Below are 18,147 nucleotides of genomic sequence, written 5' to 3'. Positions count from 1 at the left end.
AGAGCCAAATTATGAAGTTACCCCATGAGTTTTATCAGTTACCTTTTAGCTTTGATGTTGGTCAATTAACCAAAGAGATCGAGCAATTTACCGAATCAGATTGGGTGACTCATCATGAAGGTTTTCAAGGCAATTCTGCCATTCCGTTAATCTCGGTCAACGGCGAATTTAATAATGACTTTAAAGGGCCAATGAAGCCCACATTGGCGCTAGATAAAAGCCCTTACATCAAACAAATATTAGCCTCATTTGGCGAAGTACTCAGTCGTTCACGCTTAATGCGTTTATCCCCTGGCGCACAAGTACCACTGCATTCAGACATCAATTATCATTGGTATAAACGCGTTCGCGTACATATTCCTATTACCACCACCGAACAAGTACAGTTTTTTTGTCATGACAAACAAGTCCACATGGGTGCGGGGGAGTGTTGGATTTTCGACTCTTGGAAACATCACAAAGTGGAAAATAACAGTGACCAGTATCGAGTGCACTTAGTGATAGACCTTGCTGGTTCAAGCCAATTTTGGCGCACTGTTTTTCAACACTCTCGCTCAATAGTAGACGATCAATCAACCGCATTAAGCAGTCAATTCGTCGGCTTTAACCCAGACTTACCTGCAACATTCATCACTGAGCAATTTAATTCCCCGCTGATCATGCCTGCGGCAGAGGTTGAATATTTAACCAATGAGCTGTTAACTGAAATTAATCACAATGCCCAAAACACAACTGAAGAAGTGAGTGCATTTAGGTTGCTGATGGCTGAGTTTGTTGCCGATTGGCGGGTGTTATGGCTGCAATTTGAGTGTACTAAAGCCGGTTGGGCGCATTATCATGCCCTGCGCCAGCAAACCATGGTCAAAGCCTCCCAATGCGCTAAATCGCTGCAACTAATGCATTCGGGCTCGGCGATAAAAGCCTTCGAACAATTGGTTGTCGTGGCGTGTATGAATATTGAACTAAGCGAACAATATCAAGGTAGCAACAAATCGGCAGCCGCGACACCTAACGTCGTCTCCAAAAGTGGCGTTGGTAAAAATCACCCCGCTAAAGCGGCGACGGCAACAACCGCCAGTCCTATCGCGGCACCACAATCACGCAACAGTCCTTGCCCATGCGGCAGCGGCGAACGCTATAAAGCCTGCCACGGTAAAGTGAGTTAGCATTAATCCTAATCAGATAAAATGGCGCCTTATTGGCGCCATTTTATTAACCAAAAAATTGCTGCGATGCTTTTTTGGCAATCGCATCAAGTTGCGCAATTTCCGCCGCAATAAAAGGCTGGTACTTAGCAGCCTGACCAATAGCCTTAGGGTTCATAGGCTGCCTAACCTGACTGGCACTGGGCGTTAATACGGCGCGATCTGACTCATAAAAAGTAAAGCATTGCGCCTGAGTAGTTAAGCCACAATAGTCCAGCATGCGCTGAATTTGCGAGTCTGGTTCACGCACCAGTTGCTCAAAACACACATGTAATATCTCGTTCGGGTACAGTTTGTCCCAATGCGCCATGATGTCTAAATAATGCTGCCAGTAACTGGTTATTCCCGTAAACGAATACGAATAATCGTGACCAAAACTGAAAAACTGCTTAAACACGCTCAAACCATTGTCGACCGTGTTACGCACCACGTTAATAATTTTTGCTTGGGGAAATAAGCTTTTAATGAGGGCAATATGCAAAAAATTATTCGGATTTTTATCAATCACATAAGTCGGTGCCTCGGTAAAATAATGATCCACTTCGGTTAAATAACGTTGGCGGAACTGCATAATCTCATTAGCAGAAAGCTGGCTTAATTGAGATTGATAACCGCCCGACATGTCCATTTGTAGCGCAAATCGCTCCATAAATGGTAACTCATCGGTAGCACCTACCTCACTATGACAGGCTAAAATCTGTTCAACCAAAGTGGTGCCAGAACGCGGCATCCCGACAATAAAAATGGGCGTTTGGCCAGTTGTCGGTAAACTATCAATATGTGGCGACGGAGTATGTCCAAGTAAAGACAACACAATTTTAGCGAACAAAGGCTGCTTAAATGGCCGATAAACCGCCATAATTTGATTGGCTGATAACATCGACTCACAGGCTTTATCGATTTGCTGATGTTGTTCATAGGCTTTACACAAGGCGAAATAAACTAACGCCTGATTTTGCTTACTGAGCGACGCGTCCGAAGCAAAGTGTTGTAATAACGCTAAATCATTAGCGCTAAATCGATACTGCTTTAAATCAGCTAAGCTCCAATAGCCAACACCGACTTGCTTTGGGCTTAATTGAATATACTGATGATAAAAATTAGCCGCGCGCTCAGTATCACCTTTCGCTTTATAAATATGACCTAAATTGAGCTGCACCGCTGGCTCTTCAAAATCATGTTCAACACACCATTCAAAACTGTGTTCAGCTAATGCCATATCGGCCACTTTAGTCGCGACTAGCCCCAGTTTATAACGGTATTGGCCGACCTGTGGTTGCAGATTAATTAACTGTTCTAAATAGCCTTTAGCCGAGAAAAAGTCTTGTTTCACTTCAGCTATAGCCAGTAACCCCGTCAACACTGAAACCGTATGAGGTTCAATCGATACAGCGCTAACAAAATAGCTTTCGGCTTGGGCATATTGTTGCTGCTGTAAATGAATGTGGCCTAATAATGCTAGGGCGCCAACGTGCCTATCATCACGCTTAACCACTTTACGAGCATATATTCTGGCCGACGAATAATTTTTAGATTTAAACAGCGATTCCGCTTGGCTCAAATATTGATTAATAATACTCAAACGAGGGTCCTTTTCTTATTATTAGTTTATGAGTCCCAATAACATTAACATAAAATACCGCTATTTCTGACTAGGGCATCAGCGCATATTGAACGAAATAATCAACTTAAGCGTACAATGACTACATGCGTTCCCCATTTACGCGAAACAAGTGAGTGATGATGAAAAATAATGAAGCCAAAGTGCCAACTAGCCGTTTATCTCGATTATCAAAAATGGGTGGGCTGGCTTCACGCCTAGCGGGTAACGTCCTGTTTGAAGGCGCAAAACAGTTTAGCCAAGGCAAATCACCATCAATGCAACAACTGATGATGACCCCAACCAACATTGGCCATGTAGCAGACAAGTTGTCACAGCTGCGCGGCGCCGCGATGAAAGTGGGTCAAATGTTGTCAATGGATGCGGGCGATCTCGTGCCTCCCGAGTTAGCAGACATATTCGCAAAACTGCGTTCAGACGCTAAAGCTATGCCACATAAGCAATTAACCCATTTATTAGTTGAGCATTGGGGCCCAGACTGGCTTGCTCCGTTTGCTCAATTTGAATTACGCCCATTTGCCGCGGCCTCTATTGGCCAAGTGCATTTAGCCTATTTAGAGACTGGCGAAAAACTGGCAATCAAAATTCAATACCCAGGTATTCGAGACAGTATCGACAGCGATATCGACAACGTTGCCACATTATTAAAAGTCTCACGCCTTATTCCGGCAAACGTTAAACTCGATACCTTATTGGCTGAAGCTAAAGCGCAGCTGCATAACGAAGCAGATTATCACTTCGAAGCACAACAAATAGCACTTTATCAGCAGCAATTGGCTGACGACCCAAGCTTTATTGTGCCCAAGGTATATAAGCAACTCAGTAATGACAGTATTTTGTGCATGCAGTTTGTCGAAGGGGTGGCCATTGAGTCATTAGCACAATCACCACAAGAGGTGCGGGATCAAATTGCTACCACGCTAATGGCCTTGTGCTTTAAAGAGCTATTTGAATTTAAATTAGTCCAGTCTGATCCTAACTTTGCCAATTTTCAGTATCAAAAAGATACTCAAAAAATCGTTCTATTCGACTTTGGCGCTACGCGAGCGATCAGTGATACGTTATCAGATGGCTACCTAGAGCTCATGCTAGGAGCCGCTGATGAAGACAAGACTAAAATGACGGCTGCAGCCAAGCAAATTGGCTTTTTTCAAGATCAAATTGATCCCGCCCAGCAACAATTAATTATTGATATTTTCTATCAAGCTTGCGAGCCACTTCGCTTTGACGGGGATTACGACTTTGGCGCAAGTAATTTAGCTAAACGCATTACTCAAGCAGGTAAAGTCATGAGTACCCAACAAAATGAATGGCATACCCCGCCAACCGATGCTATTTTTATACATCGAAAATTGGCAGGTATGTATTTACTGGCGGCAAAACTTAATGCCAAAGTAAACGTAGCAACATTATTTTCTGTTTATCAAACCTCAAATTTGAGCTTAACTAAGCTCAATGTTAGACAATAAAAACACATCAATAAGCTAAACCCGTCGTGAAGATATAGATGGGCCTGATAACCATTGAATTCAGTTGAGTTCATACAAGGAGAGTTACTATGTTTAGTCACATTATGATCGGCGTTAATGACATCCAAACATCAAAGAAGTTCTACGATGCAATTTTAGCAACATTGGGCCACGCCGCTGGCAAGATTGATGACAAAGGTCGGTGTTTTTACATGACGCCAACGGGTATATTGGCATTAACTAAACCCATTAATGGTGAGTCAGCATGTCATGGCAATGGCACGACTATCGGTTTTGCCGCTGAAACACCCGCATTGGCTGATGCATGGCATGCTGCAGGTGTAGCCAATGGCGGCACAGGCTGTGAAGATGCGCCTGGGGTACGCTCAGGTCCAGCGTTTGACTTGTATTTAGCTTATCTTCGCGATCCAGATGGTAATAAAGTTTGTGCCTTGCACAGAGTGGCTAAAGCCTAAGTCGTTTTGGGTCTATAGCCTGAGCTTGCGATGAGAGAGCTTTTTAAAATATTATCCCGGCGGTGTTTATCCGCGGGGATTTTTTTTGACTATTTATATCCTATGTCAGCAAGTGTCTCCAAGGTGATAGGAACTAATACCAAACCTGCAATGCACTTATAGATGCATCACAAACCGCTACGGGGTAAAATAGCGACCCTTTTGTACTGTGAGTGTGTGTAATGGCTGTTAACGACCCGTATTTTATTCCTTTTAATCACAGTATTGCTGAGCACAGCCAGCCTGAGTCGTTTACCTTTCCGTTCTATTATCAGCCACACCCAATATGTTTGCAGGCTGCTGAGCAGTTGCAACAAGACTTACTTATATCAAACCCTTGGCAACATAACTTTGGCTTAGACAGCGTAAACGATCGCGGTATGGTGATTGGTAAAATGTTTGGTGTGTTGGTGGTAAAAAATCCTCAAGGGAATATCGGTTTTTTAGCAGCTTTTTCGGGTAAATTGGCTGATAAAAATATCTTGCCACCGTTTGTGCCGCCAGTATTTGACATGCTAACCCAAGACAGTTTTTTTAGTGCCGAGAATAAACAGATTAATCAAATTAATCTGTCGATTAGTCAGCAACAAGCCAATCCATTACTGGCGACGCTAACCGCGAAATCACATCAGCAACAACAGCAATCTGCCACCGAACTTGAGCAGCAACGCGGTTTAATTGTGGCAAGTCGCAAACAACGAAAAATAGAGCGTGAGCAAGCAGATTCGGCATTAGCGCTATCAAACATAAGTGCCGATGAGTATAAAAGATTGTCGATTGAGTTAAGCCGTCAAAGCGTGCAGCAAAAGCACCAGCTTAACGGGTTAAAGCAACAATGGCAGATTCTAATAGACGCGACACAATCACAACTCGGTAGCCTGCAACAACAGATTAAGCAGCTTAAATATCAGCGTAAACAACTGTCTAATGGCTTACAAAAAAAGCTATTTGCCCAGTATCAATTTTTAAATACCTTAGGTGAAGCGCGGGATTTAAACGATATTTTTAATGATGCTCCCAATCATTTACCGCCCGCTGGGGCTGGCGAATGTGCTGCACCTAAGTTGCTGCAATATGCGTTTAGCCATCAATTAACCCCCATTGCCATGGCGGAGTTTTGGTGGGGGTCATCACCTAAATCTGAAATCAAACAACATCAAAACTACTACCCTGCTTGCCACGGAAAATGCCGCCCGATTTTGACTCATATGTTAACAGGCATGCAGGTTGATGATGACCCGTTACTGATTAATCCAGGTAAAGACTTACCGATTGATATTATTTATCAAGATGAGACGATGGCCATTATTAATAAACCCGCTGAACTGTTATCGGTTCCGGGTAAAAACATTACCGACTCGGTATTTAGCCGCATGCAGCAACAATATCCTAATGCAACCGGGCCATTAATTGTCCATCGCCTCGATATGTCGACCTCTGGTTTAATGGTAATAGCGCTCACCAAAGAGGCCAATAAAGCCCTGCAACAGCAGTTTATTCAGCGCGTTGTCACCAAACGATATATTGCCCTCATTGAAGGTGCGCCGGACCAAGATGAGGGCGACATTAGCTTGCCGCTTAGGGTTGATTTAGACGACAGGCCGAAGCAACTCGTGTGCTATGAATACGGTAAGCATGCCGAGACATTTTGGCAGGTGTATCAACGTCAAGGAAAACGCACTTTACTGCATTTGTATCCTAAAACAGGTCGCACCCACCAGTTGCGCATCCATTGCGCTCATCATGACGGATTGCACATGCCGATTGTGGGCGATGATTTATACGGGGTTGTCGCTAATAGACTGCATTTGCACGCCCAGTATTTAGGCTTAAATCACCCGGTGAGCGGCGAAGCAATGGTGTTTGAAGTAAAAGCCGATTTTGAATAATGGCTTAACAGCAAAGCGCTTTAGTTTATTGCCCACAGCACTAAGCCCACAGCACTAAGCCCACAGCATTAGGCCAAAGCACTAAGCCAAAGCATTAAAAACAGCAAACCGATATTGGGTCAGCAATATCGGTTTTCATTGTTAACTCGCCTTGATGATGACTTACGCTAACTAGAACTGACGAGGCTGCTCTTCTAAATGCATTTGCTCAACCAAACCTTGACCGGTTCGTTGCTGATACTGAGATTCAGCTTGCTGCATTCTAGTGCGACCGTTGGTGAGCATATTTTGACCTTGTTCAATGGAACTCTGGCCTTCTGCTAGGTTGGTATTACCGTCTTCGATAAGTTCTTTACCGTCTGCATACATGTCGTCGGCATCTTCCCAAAGATCGGCAATATCGTCTAATCGTTCAACTAATACCAGTGCTCGTGCGCCATTTTGAGCACCGTTTAACGTGCTCGCCATCAATTGAAATGCAACACGGTGTTGTTGTGCCGCTTCTTTGGCAACGATAATCAGCTTTTCTCCTTCACGGATTTTCGTATTACCTTTGCCGATCAAATTCCGGCCATCAACTAACAAGCTGCTGCCATTTTTAACGTCTTTTTGACCTTGTTCCCATTGCTGGGACAAGTCGAGGTGTTGCTCACCTTCAGCTTTCACTTTGGATGCAAAATTATTTTGCGTTGCTGCACATCCAGACAGGCAAACAACACTCACAACCAACAAACTACACAGCACAGCTCTCATGTAAACGCCTCTTTAAATGTGGTGGAGAAAGCGGCACAATTAGATAACCTCGTCACTAAAATAGCAAGTACTGAGACGGATTAAATTTGGTTAATAAAGAGTTAATTGAATAGCGCTGATCGCCTCTAGAGATAGATAAACGTAACGTTTGTTCTCTCTAATATAGAACCACTCTCCGTTAAGCGTAACGGACGCTACACATCATTTATATTGCCCCATAAAAATGGGTTAGCTTATTGTTAAGCTAACCCATCATATTATTTATCGCTTAATCGTTATGTCTACAGCTCAAACAATACATCGGTGCGGATAATGTATTTAATCCCTTGATAAATCGGTTCAGAGCTATGAATACAATGCAGCGGATGCATACCGTGAGGGAAACAAAGCACACTCCCCGCTGGGGTTCTGACATCCACGGTCTTAACATTATCGCCGTGTTTTGCCGGTAAGTTAGGGTTATCCGCATTGACTAAAAATCGGGTGGCACCACCTTCAAAGTCTTCAGTCAGTAAGATTAAAAAAGTCAGCTGACTGTAACGATCGCCAAAAGCATCTCGCACTAATTCACCGTCTATCACTTGGCTGCCTGGCCACGAACCATCTGAATGCGGCTTAAAGAAATCGCCTTCGTTATAACGGTAAAAACGGAAACGGTTATTTAATCCTAAGGCGGCTTTACCATCAAAAATGCCTAAGGTGTCATCCATAAGATGCTTAACCCTATCCCAAATGACTTGCTCAGTGGTGTTATCAACCACCCAAGTTAAGCTGTCGTTATGACGAACATGACGAGGCAGTGACACTGCGGCATCCGGTAAAAAGCCCATCGTCTCGCTGGCCGAAATTAACCGTTTACACTCATCGGCCGACAACACATTGAGTAATTGAAAAGCACCAGGCACTTCGGCTAACATTTTTTTGCTCACCTTAGTTCGCTCTGTTTGCGTCAGCTCTGCATCGTTAAGCTCTGCGATATTGGCTTGATAATTAGCCCACGTTGGCAACGCCGGATGCTCTGCGCCGGGTTCACGTGCCACCACAAAATAAGCTGAATTTTCACTTGTTGTGTTCATTTTTTTATACCTTTAACCATAAAATGGGCCAGCGATTGTTCACCAAAAAATGGGTTAATCAATGTTGCCCAGCTCAAAAATTTAATAACTCATTACGCGTACTTGGGCAAATTGACGATGCCCTGCAGCAGTACCATGAAAGCCAAAACCACTTTGCTTAGCGCCAACCCATGGCGCATTACCGGCACCCGCACCTTGGTTAACCCCCACCATGCCAGCCTCAAGTTGCTCAGCAACCGCTTTAGCGCCCTGGCCACCAAACACCACTGCAGCTAAACCATAATGGCTATCATTCGCTCTGCTTATGGCCTCGTCAATGTGCTTATAACGACTGATAGCGACCACAGGGCCAAAGGTTTCTTCGCGCTCGATTAACATCTCTGGCGTTATTCCGCTAACCACGGTTGGCTGAATAAACGGTAATGGATAATCATCGCTACCAAGTAAAAAACTCGCCCCTTTGGCTTTAGCATCTTGCAATTGCTCAAGTACTTTTTGGTGCTGCATTGGGTTCACTAAAGGACCAATATTTACATTGGCTTCATCCCATTTACCGACTTGATAACGGCTGGCCAGCATCACCACCTTCTGTTCAAACTCATCGGCAATACGTTCATCCACGTAGACGCGCTCTGTTGAGGTACACATTTGTCCGGCGTTTTCAAACGAACTGGCTACTGCAAACCTGACCGCTGCGTCAATGTTGGCCGTCGCCATCACAATCATGGGATCGTTGCCACCAAGCTCCATCACTAAGCGTTTTAAGCCCGCTGCCGCATTGGCCATAATGTGCTTTCCTGCCGCCATAGAACCCGTAAATGCCACCATATTAATGTCTGCCGCCACCAGAGCTTGGCCAAGGGATCTATCGCCTTGTGCCAGTTGCAGCACATTTGTTGGCAGTACGCTATTCAATGTATTGATAAACAACTCAGCCACTAATGGTGTCTGTTCCGACGGTTTTAATATCACACTGTTACCGGCCATAAGTGCTGGCATCAGCAAGTTATTGGCCATGGCTAACGGATAGTTCCATGGCGAAATCACCGCCACAACACCTAATGGTCGATATTGTATTTCAGTGCGGTTATCAACTTGCTCAGTGGTTAATGCATCGCTTATTTCACTGGCAAAATACGCTGCATTTTGTACCGTACCACCCACTTCATAAGTGGCACGGCGATAATCTTTACCCATTTCTTGGCCGATTAATCTTGCCAGCTCATCTTGTACCGCCACAAGTTGCTGGTAGGCCTTGACCAGATACTGTTGACGTTCAATGAGCGACAAACTCGCCCAACTTTTTTGCGCGACTCGGGCATTGGCAATGACCTCAGGTAACTGAGATATCGCTAAGGTTTCAACACTGCCAACCGCAGTGGCTTCAATATGTTGGCCGTCATCGGCTTTGTGATAACTCGCCGGATCGTAAGAGGTTAATACTGCCATGGAGAAATATTCCTTAATGGGACAAAAATGACACTAGCCTGAATTAAGTCTATTTTGATACAATAGGATACAAAAGCAACCAGTATACTTTTAGTAACCTAGGCTAACTTAAGTTGAAAAAATGAAAACAACAATTGAAACAATGAATAACGGTCAAAAAAAAGTTATCAACCCTTGCGCAGAACCCTGCTCAGTTGAGCGTGGAATGCGAGTGTTAGGCGGAAAATGGAAAGCATCAATACTATGGCACTTGCAAGATGGTCCAGTACGATTTAATGATTTATCTCGCATGTTAGGCGGCGCCAGTAAGAAAATGGTCGATCAACGTCTTAAAGAATTAGAAACCCAAGGTCTGGTTACTCGCCATGTGATTAGTGATCGCCCTATTGCAGTGTCTTATGCCATTACCGATCTTGGCCGTACCGCATTGGATATTTTAGAGCGCTTAAAAGATTGGGCAGACGAATATGTGGTGTAACTGAATCAGTGGTAAATAAATCACGATAACAAAGACATAAACTAAAAAACCAAAATAAGAAACACCACTGTCTACAACTTTTCAACATCCAGTAATAAACTATAATGAGTAGGATCGTTGATATATAGAATAAATAGGATAAGATGCGCGGAAAATTCGGCTTAAGGTAATCCTATTTCATGATTAGGTCTCTTTTCACTTTTATAACTATTGTGGTGATATCGCTTATTTCGCTCGTTAGTGAAGCAAAAGAAAAAGTGACTTTTTATACTGAGGCATACTCGCCATTTCAATCTCAAAATCAGCAAGGTCAATTAGTTGGTTTATGAACTACTCGTAGCTAAAGCTATCGAGTTTCCAAGACAAAAACTAAGTTAATGTCACTTGTTGTAAGAAAGCTTGGTACACAGCGTGCCGCCTGATGGTGGTCTTACGTCGGCTTGTTTGCGTTAGCAAACAAGGTGACATTTCCGAAGAAACAGCCTCTAACTTTCCTGATTTTTTAACTGATGACAGTTCGCTCACCAGTGGCGGTGATACCGCCTTTTTCTTCCTGATTGCAGTATTCTTACGAGTTTTTGCTTTATCAGCAAACTTAGACTCTTTGATGTAAGGTACTGCACGTTGTGCTATTACTATCGCTGCATTTTCGTCAGCGTTAAATGTACCACACCCGTTTAGACAAACCAGCGTAGCTTGGTTTGGTCTGACGGTGTGTTTCTTTTTGCAAATGTGACACGTTCGTGACGTGTAAGCAGGGTTTATTGCTACGACGGCTTTGCCGTAGTCGTTCGCTTTGTACGTAATAAACATACCAAGCCTGCCGAGAGATACATTAAGTAAAGAGCGGTTTAGACCACTCTTTGCTCTACCATTATTCTTGATAAATTTACGACCTGTTGAGTCACGCTTAGGCTTCGCCTTGCGCGTCATATTGGTCAGCTTTAAATCTTCTAAGCTAATAATAGGTTTGGCTTGTATAACAATTTCTTTAGAAATTGTATGGCAAAAGTTCTCACGAACATTAGCTGTTTTGCTATCTAATTTAGAAATTTTAGTCGCTAAATTTTGTTGTGACTTAGACTCACAGCGGTGCTTGTTTTTATTTTTGTTTAAGCGTTTTTTACTCGCTAAAAGGCGCTGATAATGCGCTTTTTTCTTAGCGATAGCTTTCAGTTTAGCAACTTGTGCTGGATTATAAGCGTAGCGTGCGCCCTCACTTGTACAAGCAGGGAGAACAACACCACGGTCGATGCCCGTGATTTGCGCAAGCAAATCATCGTCATTGTATTCTACAAAGCCATTAAGTAATTCTTCGTTTGTGGGTGAGTCTACACCGTCGTTATACGAACCCGAGAAAGTAAACTTATTGCCTAATCTTGAGATCCTAAACTGTTTACAAAGTTGATCTGGTACGTAATCCAGTTGAATTGAAAACAACTTTTGCCGTTTCTTGGTCGCATTATCAAAGATGGTTAAGAGCGTTTTACTTTCGCCTAACGGCTCAAGCATAAACAGCTCTTTTGTGATCAAAGCACTGCGTTTTTTGCCGCGCCCCTTTTGCTTAGGAAACTTACGTAAACCTTTGCGTGAAGCTTCTACGTCAGCAAATACAAGGCTTGCTGCGTTACGCATTATCTGCACAGGAATTGCCTTTAAAAAAGGCAGTTCCTTATTTGTGCGTATGTGGCTGTAGGCTTGATTAATCTGGTCGCCCTTGCTTTCAGCAAGCAGACCAACATACTCTGATCTTTTTTGATTACGCATTACGTTAGAAGCACCGATCCACTGAGCAAAACAAGTAGCCTGACGGCTACTTGTTTTGTCAGAGATATTGATACTAAAACCGCGTATTGCCATGCGTAAGCTACCTTGTAATGTGTTTATAAACAGACTAGACTACTTTGCATAGCAAATCAAGCGTGAGGTTTATATGTACGAGTGGAGAACAGGACGCAGTTGCATCTATAAAAACCAAGTCCATCTAGTCTTTGTTGCGAAATACAGAAGAGCGGTTTTTACTTTAGAAATGGGAGAGCGTCTTCGAGAGGTGTTTTCCGAGACTTGCCTACAAATGCAATGTGAGTTAATGGAATACAGTTTTGAAGCTGACCACGTACACTTAATGGTGCAGGTACACCCCAAAGTGGCTGTATCAAATCTAGTTGGAAAACTAAAAGGTAAATCTAGTTATGTACTTCGCAGAGAGTTTTGGGAAAGTATTCGTACCAAACTTTGGGGTAGTAAATTTTGGTCACCAAGCTATTGTGTAGTTTCATGTGGTGGCGGAAATTTGGAACAGGTAGCTGCTTATATTGACAATCAGAAGAAGCCTCCCTCTGATAAATCCATTAAGCAAAGCAAAGCAATAAGCAAACAGTAAAGCTTCGCTTTACGCAAGGCTTAACTCGCAGCTAAAGCAAGCGAGAATGCGCCCTAAAAATGTTCAATTGATATCTTACACGCTACCCAGCAATATGTTAATTTTGATATCGATATTCAAATGATGCCTTGGAGTCGGGCCTATAGAAATGCTCAAAAGCACCCTAATACGTTTATTTTTTCAATTGGGAAAACCGACAAACGCTTAACGTCTTTTAAATGGGTAAGCGATTTTTACACGGTACAAGACGCGATTTACAAACAAACCGCAAGAACCGATATCGATATATCTAATCCAGATGATATCGACAGGTACAACATAGCGCTATCTCGCAATGACGTGTCACTGGATCGCTTAAACATTGAACATGATTATGCCAACGTATATTTAGTGACCAACCAAACTACTGCGGTAAACATGCTCCAATTTGGCCGCGTTGATTTAAATTACAACAATGAAATTGGTTTTAATGAAGCAGTAAAAAACTTAGGATTTAATCATGCCGATTTTACTCCGGCATTTATTGTTAGCAAAATTTCATTAGGGCTAGCAACTCACAAAGACACCCGCATTGAGTTATTTAATCAAATGCAACAAGCGTTTGACACCATCAAAGAAAACGGCGAATTTAACCATGTTGTTGCCAAGTGGTTTCCTGGCTCTGATACCAAAAAAGTTAACTCAAGTGCTACAGCAAGTATGGATATCCCGCCCAATCTTAACTAAACGATGAGTGAGCGGCTAAATCAAAAGACTAATTTGAATAGCCATCAACAAACCTACATTTGTCGCTGGAAGCAAAGTCTGACATAGCTGCATATTAAGATTCAATCACTTATAAAAATGAATAACTCATACTTTGACATAAAATATACGCATAGTCTGACAAATCGATGCGACTTCTAATAGCCTATAACAACGATTTGTAACTTTATTACAGTTAAGAGGACATCTTACTAGTTCACTTTTGGACAGAAATAAAGATGCAAACAATCTCTATTGGTACTTTGGATAAATTCATCTAGAAGTTAGTAATGGACAGTTAGTTTTCATTAAAGACTATTACAAGTCATCAATCCCAATTTCGATTTCTTCTTGATCACGTCGCCGATAAACTATTTCAGCTATTTCAGCTATTTCAGCTATTTCGCAATCTTCATCTATGGCAGATTGCAAAGATTCATCATCATTTAAAGAACCGTCTATTTTAATATCCTTTAAAATACCTTTTGCAGAGCCATGTTTTTCCACAAAGGAATCCTCTTACAAAAATTGTATTATCGGTATAAATGGGCCATTTACTAAACCATTTTTGGACATTTTCGAGTTAATACATTAATTCTAGTTTGTGAGTTTAAGGTTAAATTTCTATAGGTAACGCCAACAGCAAGCACGCTGCTTTATTGGCGTCGCCTTGACTGTTTTTGTTATGTGTTTTCATTTCTAGTATTATTTTAAAGACTTATTAATTGCTTCAATAAGTTTTTCCCACTGAGAAATCTCATTGGCACTAAGATCTTCTAGTGTGTGATTTCTTGTCCAACGTATATATGCCTTCGCCAATTTATATTTAGAAAATCCATCAACTTCTTTTGAGAAAAGCTCTACAATTGGCCTCTCTGCTTGTTGCTTTGATTTTTCCAATAAATCAACTCCGTATTCAGACTTAACAATACTTACCAATGTACTTCTCAACAAATCCTCTATCTCTGCCTTACCAACATTACAATAATCTTTTGTCCTCAGGATATTTTTATTACCTAAGGCATGTACAAGATTTTCCTGTTGGGCAGCTTGATCACCAGCACTGTCGGAATCTAACAAGGCAGCAACTTTCAGTTTATGGGCATGTAGGATCGTTGCATAGTAAACAACTTTTCCAGCTGTATTCGCAAATACGAGTGCGATTTTATTGTTTATAGCTATTTTCCCAGACTCTTTTAAGAGTTCAGCGGTTGCTTCGATATACCAGTAGTCAGTTATTCCTTCTAGAATCAGGTTTCTTTGCTGTGAAAATACACTACTGGCAAGATCGTAACCTAGAGCCTCTTGAAGAGGCAGCATTCCGGCGGGATCCTCAGAAGATAACGTGGTATGAACAACTGTACCCTGTTCTCTGCTTTTCATTTCTACAACTCGAACAATATCAAGTTCATCGGGACCAACAAGGAAAGGAGAATGAGTTGAAAATAGGGTTTGATTCCCCTCAGAAAGTCGAGATATCGTTTCTCTAAAGTCCCGTTGCTTCAGTGCGTGTAAACTCATCCCTGGCTCATCTAGTAACAAAATCGCATTTTTGTGCTTATCCATAGCTTCGGAGAAAAACACAACAAAAAAAGATACAAGCCATTGAAACCCTTCTGACCTTTGATCTAGTTCCACGTCAACGCCAAGGTCATCCTCAACTACCACTTTTAGGTATTGTCCATCAGCTGTTACTTTTAGCTTGTCTGCTTCAGGTCTCTCTGGATTTGGCATCCATACAGATCTAATCTCTTTAGTTAATCTTACACTTGCCGCATTAAGCTGATATGACCTAGTATCAAGTTTATCCCGATAAGATTTAAGCGCGACTGAATCATTAATATTTGGGCTAGGTGTTGCGCCTAGATTAGCTAGTTCTCTAGGAGTGAACCCAAGCAACTTCAATAAACACAAATTACCATAATCATAATATTTGTCATCTAAGAGGTTTCCATCAACCCTTTGTGCTAAATGCTCTAAATGGATTGACGGTTTTACATTGAAATAATTATTAAAAAGTATAAATACGGGTATTCTTTTATGGAGGGTCGATAACACGTCGTCCCTGCTTTGATTGAATTTAATTATTTCAAGAAGATCTACATGTCTCTTTTCTTCTTGCTCATTATCCTCCTCGACGTATTCATAAAACTTGTCAAGCCATGTTTTTAATGATTTTGCCATCTCGCCAGAAATGTAACTTCCGTCAAGCCAACTAGACATAAATTCATTAAGTTCTTTAGAGGGTTTAGTGTCGGGTTCCGAGTCTGATAATTTGGTGTGCTGCTTATCCATATGTGCAGCCATTCTAGCTAGGCTTTTTCTGATATCAATTATTTTTTTTCTATCGGGTGCATTTATAAGTGTGTGAGATGCCGTGTTGTTTAGCATACGAGTAAATTGATATTGACATCCATGATACTCGGAGGGTACTAGTGCTTTATCACTATCCTCTAACTCAAAGCAGCCTGTAACCACTTTGACTTTATTCGGATCTACCTGACCTGTGGTAATTTCATTATATTTAGACCTTGGATAGTCTCTAAGAGCATCAAACCCCTCAACGTCTTCTGGTTTATTGAGCTGTTGTAATGCTCTAAGCAATACGGTCTTACCTGCTTCATTCGGACCAACGAGAATTGTTTTTAATCGCTCAATATCAAACTCGCCAGAATCAATAATGCTGCGATAATTTTCTACCCTTGCTTTGATAAGTCTCATAGATATTTCCTTATTCTGGCTGACTGTCGCGACGGTTTATTTGGACATATAACGAGATTATAGAATAACTCTAACAGCCAAATTCAATTAAAAAACGAGATCCTGAAATCAATCATAAGCGCTTTTAAGACACTAGTAATGCATTTGGAACCCATAAAATAGGCTGTATTTTCGTAACAAAGAGTAATTCTACAGCCTATCGTGGTAGAGCGGGCCATTACTGACCCGACCCCACACAGATCCGGACGTGCGGAACTACCGCATCCGGCTCTTCAGTTATATATTCACTCGTGTAAAACACGATCCTAGTACCAATCAATCAACACCAAACGCTTGTTGACCTTTGGACTCTCAATTCTAAAATACTCTAACATCTTCTTGAAATTACTCCAGTTATAACTTCGCCGTCCACTACGCCTATTCAACCATTTGTATAAGCTATGAAGAACATAGTCATATACATACGATAAGCTTCGGCTGTTATCTGGCAAACCAAAATAATTTCTAAATCCGACTAATTTTCGCTTTAACTGTGGTAGCCACTCTCTCAGTTTTAATGAGCGTTTAGCTTTAATCCATTGATAATACTCGCTCAACGTCGCCTTCTGCTTCTTCACAGCGGTTCGTCGTCTGAGTCTTGCTTTACCTTTCGTAATCTCTGCCCCAGTAAAACTCAAATCCAAGAAATACAAAATGACGTTTTCGCCAAGTGAAAACCAATAAAGGCGCGGCGGACATCGATGGCATGACCTACGAAAAATCGTTCGAATGATTAACAAAGTAGCACTCAAATTTATTAATCCACTACAAAGTCAAATATAGACATCGCCATTCGCCACAAAAAACTGTATCTCATTATTCAATAAAGTCTTCTGGAGACATATTATAAAGAGCCATAATATTATCAGCAAAACACTCAGTGCCACCTCTGGTATGCTTCAAAACATCATTCATCAATAGCTTGTGGTTAGAAAACTCAAATATTATTTGTTGTTCCGCATTAATCGCTTTATGTAAGGTTGTTAAAAATGAATACTCTTCCTCTATTATAACATTATCGTTTATAAGACTTTGAAACCTATGTCCTATTGATACGGTCGTAATACCGATTTTATAAAATATCAATTCGTTTACTTTTAGCTTTAAGTAATATAAATAACAAGGTGTTTCTGGATCTTTATTACCAAGATTTCTATCATATTCAGCGCATCTTGGACAGCCGCCACCATTCTTGTGATCATGAGCGGTTTGCAAAAACGCCCCATGTTCCGGGCACTTAACAATGATTTTATCTCTTATTGTATTGTACTCAACTAAAGAATAATCATACTTACCTTGATGCTTTAATATACATTCTTGGATAAATATGTCCTGTGATAAACGAGTTGAATCAACATAGCACGCTCTACAACCTGAACCTTTTAAGTGTTGGCTTGCTATTTGTGAAAACAAACCATGAACGGGACAATTAATATCAACAAGACTATATCCTCCATCACAATGACTTTTATCATAGTTATATTTATTATTATGAATAACTTTAGAACGAAGTATAAACTCATCAGTTTTTATTTTATTTTTATCAGCGGAATCAATATAACCACATTTGGGACAACCATCACCTCTTAAATGAGTATCAACGCGTTGTGTAAATTCTCCGTGAACTTGGCATATTATAACTAATTTTTTCACTAAATTTATAGAAGTAGATTTTACATAGTCATATTTATAATTATGTATCTCATTCGCCTTTTTAATGAAATTTTGTAACATGCCTATGCATCTGAGTCAGTTTTGGCCTATTCTTATAGTATAAATCAAGACTAGAAGTGAGATTTGCTATG

The 18,147-nt window shown here is 41.4% G+C and carries 16 protein-coding genes; 7 read left to right on the top strand and 9 right to left on the bottom strand.

The genetic code is table 11. The annotated features are described in order from the left end of the window. The first annotated feature begins 11 nt into the window (after nucleotides 1-11). On the top strand, nucleotides 12-1,166 hold the full coding sequence (locus tag AAEZ00_RS14015) for an aspartyl/asparaginyl beta-hydroxylase domain-containing protein (protein ID WP_351088826.1): 1,155 nt from the start codon (nucleotides 12-14) through the stop codon (nucleotides 1,164-1,166). Nucleotides 1,167-1,212: 46 nt separating this feature from the next. Here AAEZ00_RS14015 and AAEZ00_RS14010 read toward each other — a convergent pair whose 3' ends face one another. Continuing rightward, entirely contained in the window at nucleotides 1,213-2,787 is a 1,575-nt protein-coding gene (locus tag AAEZ00_RS14010; RefSeq protein WP_351088824.1) for a tetratricopeptide repeat-containing sulfotransferase family protein, read from the bottom strand. A gap of 161 nt (nucleotides 2,788-2,948) precedes the next feature. Between AAEZ00_RS14010 and AAEZ00_RS14005 the strand changes: the two genes are divergently transcribed. The 3 genes from AAEZ00_RS14005 (at nucleotide 2,949) to AAEZ00_RS13995 (ending at nucleotide 6,699) form a co-directional block, all read left to right on the top strand. Beyond that, nucleotides 2,949-4,295, top strand: coding sequence for an ABC1 kinase family protein (locus AAEZ00_RS14005; RefSeq protein ID WP_124013706.1), 1,347 nt, complete (start codon nucleotides 2,949-2,951; stop codon nucleotides 4,293-4,295). Between the two features lie 89 nt (nucleotides 4,296-4,384). After that, nucleotides 4,385-4,771: a VOC family protein gene (locus AAEZ00_RS14000; RefSeq protein ID WP_124013697.1), complete on the top strand. Its 387-nt coding sequence runs from the start codon at nucleotides 4,385-4,387 to the stop codon at nucleotides 4,769-4,771. Between the two features lie 221 nt (nucleotides 4,772-4,992). Then, complete coding sequence (locus AAEZ00_RS13995; RefSeq protein WP_124013696.1) at nucleotides 4,993-6,699, top strand: RluA family pseudouridine synthase; 1,707 nt, start codon at nucleotides 4,993-4,995, stop codon at nucleotides 6,697-6,699. Between the two features lie 171 nt (nucleotides 6,700-6,870). On the opposite strand, the gene AAEZ00_RS13990 is transcribed toward AAEZ00_RS13995, so the two are convergent. The 3 genes from AAEZ00_RS13990 to AAEZ00_RS13980 all read right to left on the bottom strand — a co-directional run bounded on the left by AAEZ00_RS13990 (nucleotide 6,871) and on the right by AAEZ00_RS13980 (nucleotide 9,977). Continuing rightward, nucleotides 6,871-7,452, bottom strand: a complete 582-nt coding sequence (locus AAEZ00_RS13990; protein WP_101032610.1) for a hypothetical protein — start codon at nucleotides 7,450-7,452, stop codon at nucleotides 6,871-6,873. A gap of 281 nt (nucleotides 7,453-7,733) precedes the next feature. Beyond that, nucleotides 7,734-8,528 (bottom strand): 2OG-Fe(II) oxygenase family protein, encoded by a 795-nt coding sequence (locus AAEZ00_RS13985; protein WP_124013695.1) that lies wholly within the window; start codon nucleotides 8,526-8,528, stop codon nucleotides 7,734-7,736. 81 nt (nucleotides 8,529-8,609) lie between these two features. Next, nucleotides 8,610-9,977 (bottom strand): aldehyde dehydrogenase family protein, encoded by a 1,368-nt coding sequence (locus tag AAEZ00_RS13980; protein ID WP_351088820.1) that lies wholly within the window; start codon nucleotides 9,975-9,977, stop codon nucleotides 8,610-8,612. A gap of 121 nt (nucleotides 9,978-10,098) precedes the next feature. On the opposite strand from AAEZ00_RS13980, the gene AAEZ00_RS13975 reads away from it, so the two are divergent. Then, nucleotides 10,099-10,455, top strand: a complete 357-nt coding sequence (locus AAEZ00_RS13975) for a winged helix-turn-helix transcriptional regulator (RefSeq protein ID WP_351088818.1) — start codon at nucleotides 10,099-10,101, stop codon at nucleotides 10,453-10,455. Between the two features lie 369 nt (nucleotides 10,456-10,824). Here AAEZ00_RS13975 and AAEZ00_RS13970 read toward each other — a convergent pair whose 3' ends face one another. Then, entirely contained in the window at nucleotides 10,825-12,315 is a 1,491-nt protein-coding gene (locus AAEZ00_RS13970; protein WP_351088816.1) for an RNA-guided endonuclease InsQ/TnpB family protein, read from the bottom strand. A 73-nt stretch (nucleotides 12,316-12,388) separates the two neighbouring features. On the opposite strand from AAEZ00_RS13970, the gene tnpA reads away from it, so the two are divergent. Together tnpA and AAEZ00_RS13960 are read left to right on the top strand one after the other, a co-directional pair. Beyond that, entirely contained in the window at nucleotides 12,389-12,838 is a 450-nt protein-coding gene (gene tnpA / locus AAEZ00_RS13965) for an IS200/IS605 family transposase (RefSeq protein ID WP_124013301.1), read from the top strand. A gap of 66 nt (nucleotides 12,839-12,904) precedes the next feature. Further along, complete coding sequence (locus tag AAEZ00_RS13960; protein WP_124013692.1) at nucleotides 12,905-13,564, top strand: substrate-binding periplasmic protein; 660 nt, start codon at nucleotides 12,905-12,907, stop codon at nucleotides 13,562-13,564. Nucleotides 13,565-13,900: 336 nt separating this feature from the next. Here AAEZ00_RS13960 and AAEZ00_RS13955 read toward each other — a convergent pair whose 3' ends face one another. The 4 genes from AAEZ00_RS13955 to AAEZ00_RS13940 form a co-directional block, all read right to left on the bottom strand. Next, nucleotides 13,901-14,089 carry a hypothetical protein gene (locus AAEZ00_RS13955; RefSeq protein WP_351088813.1) on the bottom strand — a complete coding sequence of 63 codons (189 nt, stop codon included), beginning with the start codon at nucleotides 14,087-14,089 and terminating at the stop codon, nucleotides 13,901-13,903. Between the two features lie 198 nt (nucleotides 14,090-14,287). After that, on the bottom strand, nucleotides 14,288-16,303 hold the full coding sequence (locus tag AAEZ00_RS13950) for an AAA family ATPase (RefSeq protein WP_351088811.1): 2,016 nt from the start codon (nucleotides 16,301-16,303) through the stop codon (nucleotides 14,288-14,290). Between the two features lie 305 nt (nucleotides 16,304-16,608). Next, nucleotides 16,609-16,920, bottom strand: coding sequence for a group II intron maturase-specific domain-containing protein (locus AAEZ00_RS13945; protein WP_351088809.1), 312 nt, complete (start codon nucleotides 16,918-16,920; stop codon nucleotides 16,609-16,611). 238 nt (nucleotides 16,921-17,158) lie between these two features. Then, entirely contained in the window at nucleotides 17,159-18,076 is a 918-nt protein-coding gene (locus AAEZ00_RS13940) for a DUF723 domain-containing protein (RefSeq protein WP_351088807.1), read from the bottom strand. Nucleotides 18,077-18,147: the final 71 nt, after the last annotated feature.

It is taken from the genome of Shewanella sp. S1-49-MNA-CIBAN-0167, from assembly GCF_040310145.1.
Classification (GTDB): Bacteria; Pseudomonadota; Gammaproteobacteria; order Enterobacterales; family Shewanellaceae; genus Shewanella; species Shewanella psychromarinicola.
Note: the sequence above shows the minus strand (reverse complement) of the source record. Positions and strands in the feature narration are given on the sequence as shown.

Excerpts from the sequence above, each read along its gene's own strand:
- AAEZ00_RS14015 (WP_351088826.1), top strand. The coding sequence starts at position 12 with ATGAAGTTACCCCATGAGTTTTATCAGTTACCTTTTAGCTTTGATGTT.
- AAEZ00_RS14005 (WP_124013706.1), top strand. The coding sequence starts at position 2,949 with ATGAAAAATAATGAAGCCAAAGTGCCAACTAGCCGTTTATCTCGATTA.
- AAEZ00_RS14000 (WP_124013697.1), top strand. The coding sequence starts at position 4,385 with ATGTTTAGTCACATTATGATCGGCGTTAATGACATCCAAACATCAAAG.
- AAEZ00_RS13995 (WP_124013696.1), top strand. The coding sequence starts at position 4,993 with ATGGCTGTTAACGACCCGTATTTTATTCCTTTTAATCACAGTATTGCT.
- AAEZ00_RS13990 (WP_101032610.1), bottom strand. The coding sequence starts at position 7,452 with ATGAGAGCTGTGCTGTGTAGTTTGTTGGTTGTGAGTGTTGTTTGCCTG.
- AAEZ00_RS13985 (WP_124013695.1), bottom strand. The coding sequence starts at position 8,528 with ATGAACACAACAAGTGAAAATTCAGCTTATTTTGTGGTGGCACGTGAA.
- AAEZ00_RS13980 (WP_351088820.1), bottom strand. The coding sequence starts at position 9,977 with ATGGCAGTATTAACCTCTTACGATCCGGCGAGTTATCACAAAGCCGAT.
- AAEZ00_RS13975 (WP_351088818.1), top strand. The coding sequence starts at position 10,099 with ATGAAAACAACAATTGAAACAATGAATAACGGTCAAAAAAAAGTTATC.
- AAEZ00_RS13970 (WP_351088816.1), bottom strand. The coding sequence starts at position 12,315 with ATGGCAATACGCGGTTTTAGTATCAATATCTCTGACAAAACAAGTAGC.
- tnpA (WP_124013301.1), top strand. The coding sequence starts at position 12,389 with ATGTACGAGTGGAGAACAGGACGCAGTTGCATCTATAAAAACCAAGTC.
- AAEZ00_RS13950 (WP_351088811.1), bottom strand. The coding sequence starts at position 16,303 with ATGAGACTTATCAAAGCAAGGGTAGAAAATTATCGCAGCATTATTGAT.
- AAEZ00_RS13940 (WP_351088807.1), bottom strand. The coding sequence starts at position 18,076 with ATGTTACAAAATTTCATTAAAAAGGCGAATGAGATACATAATTATAAA.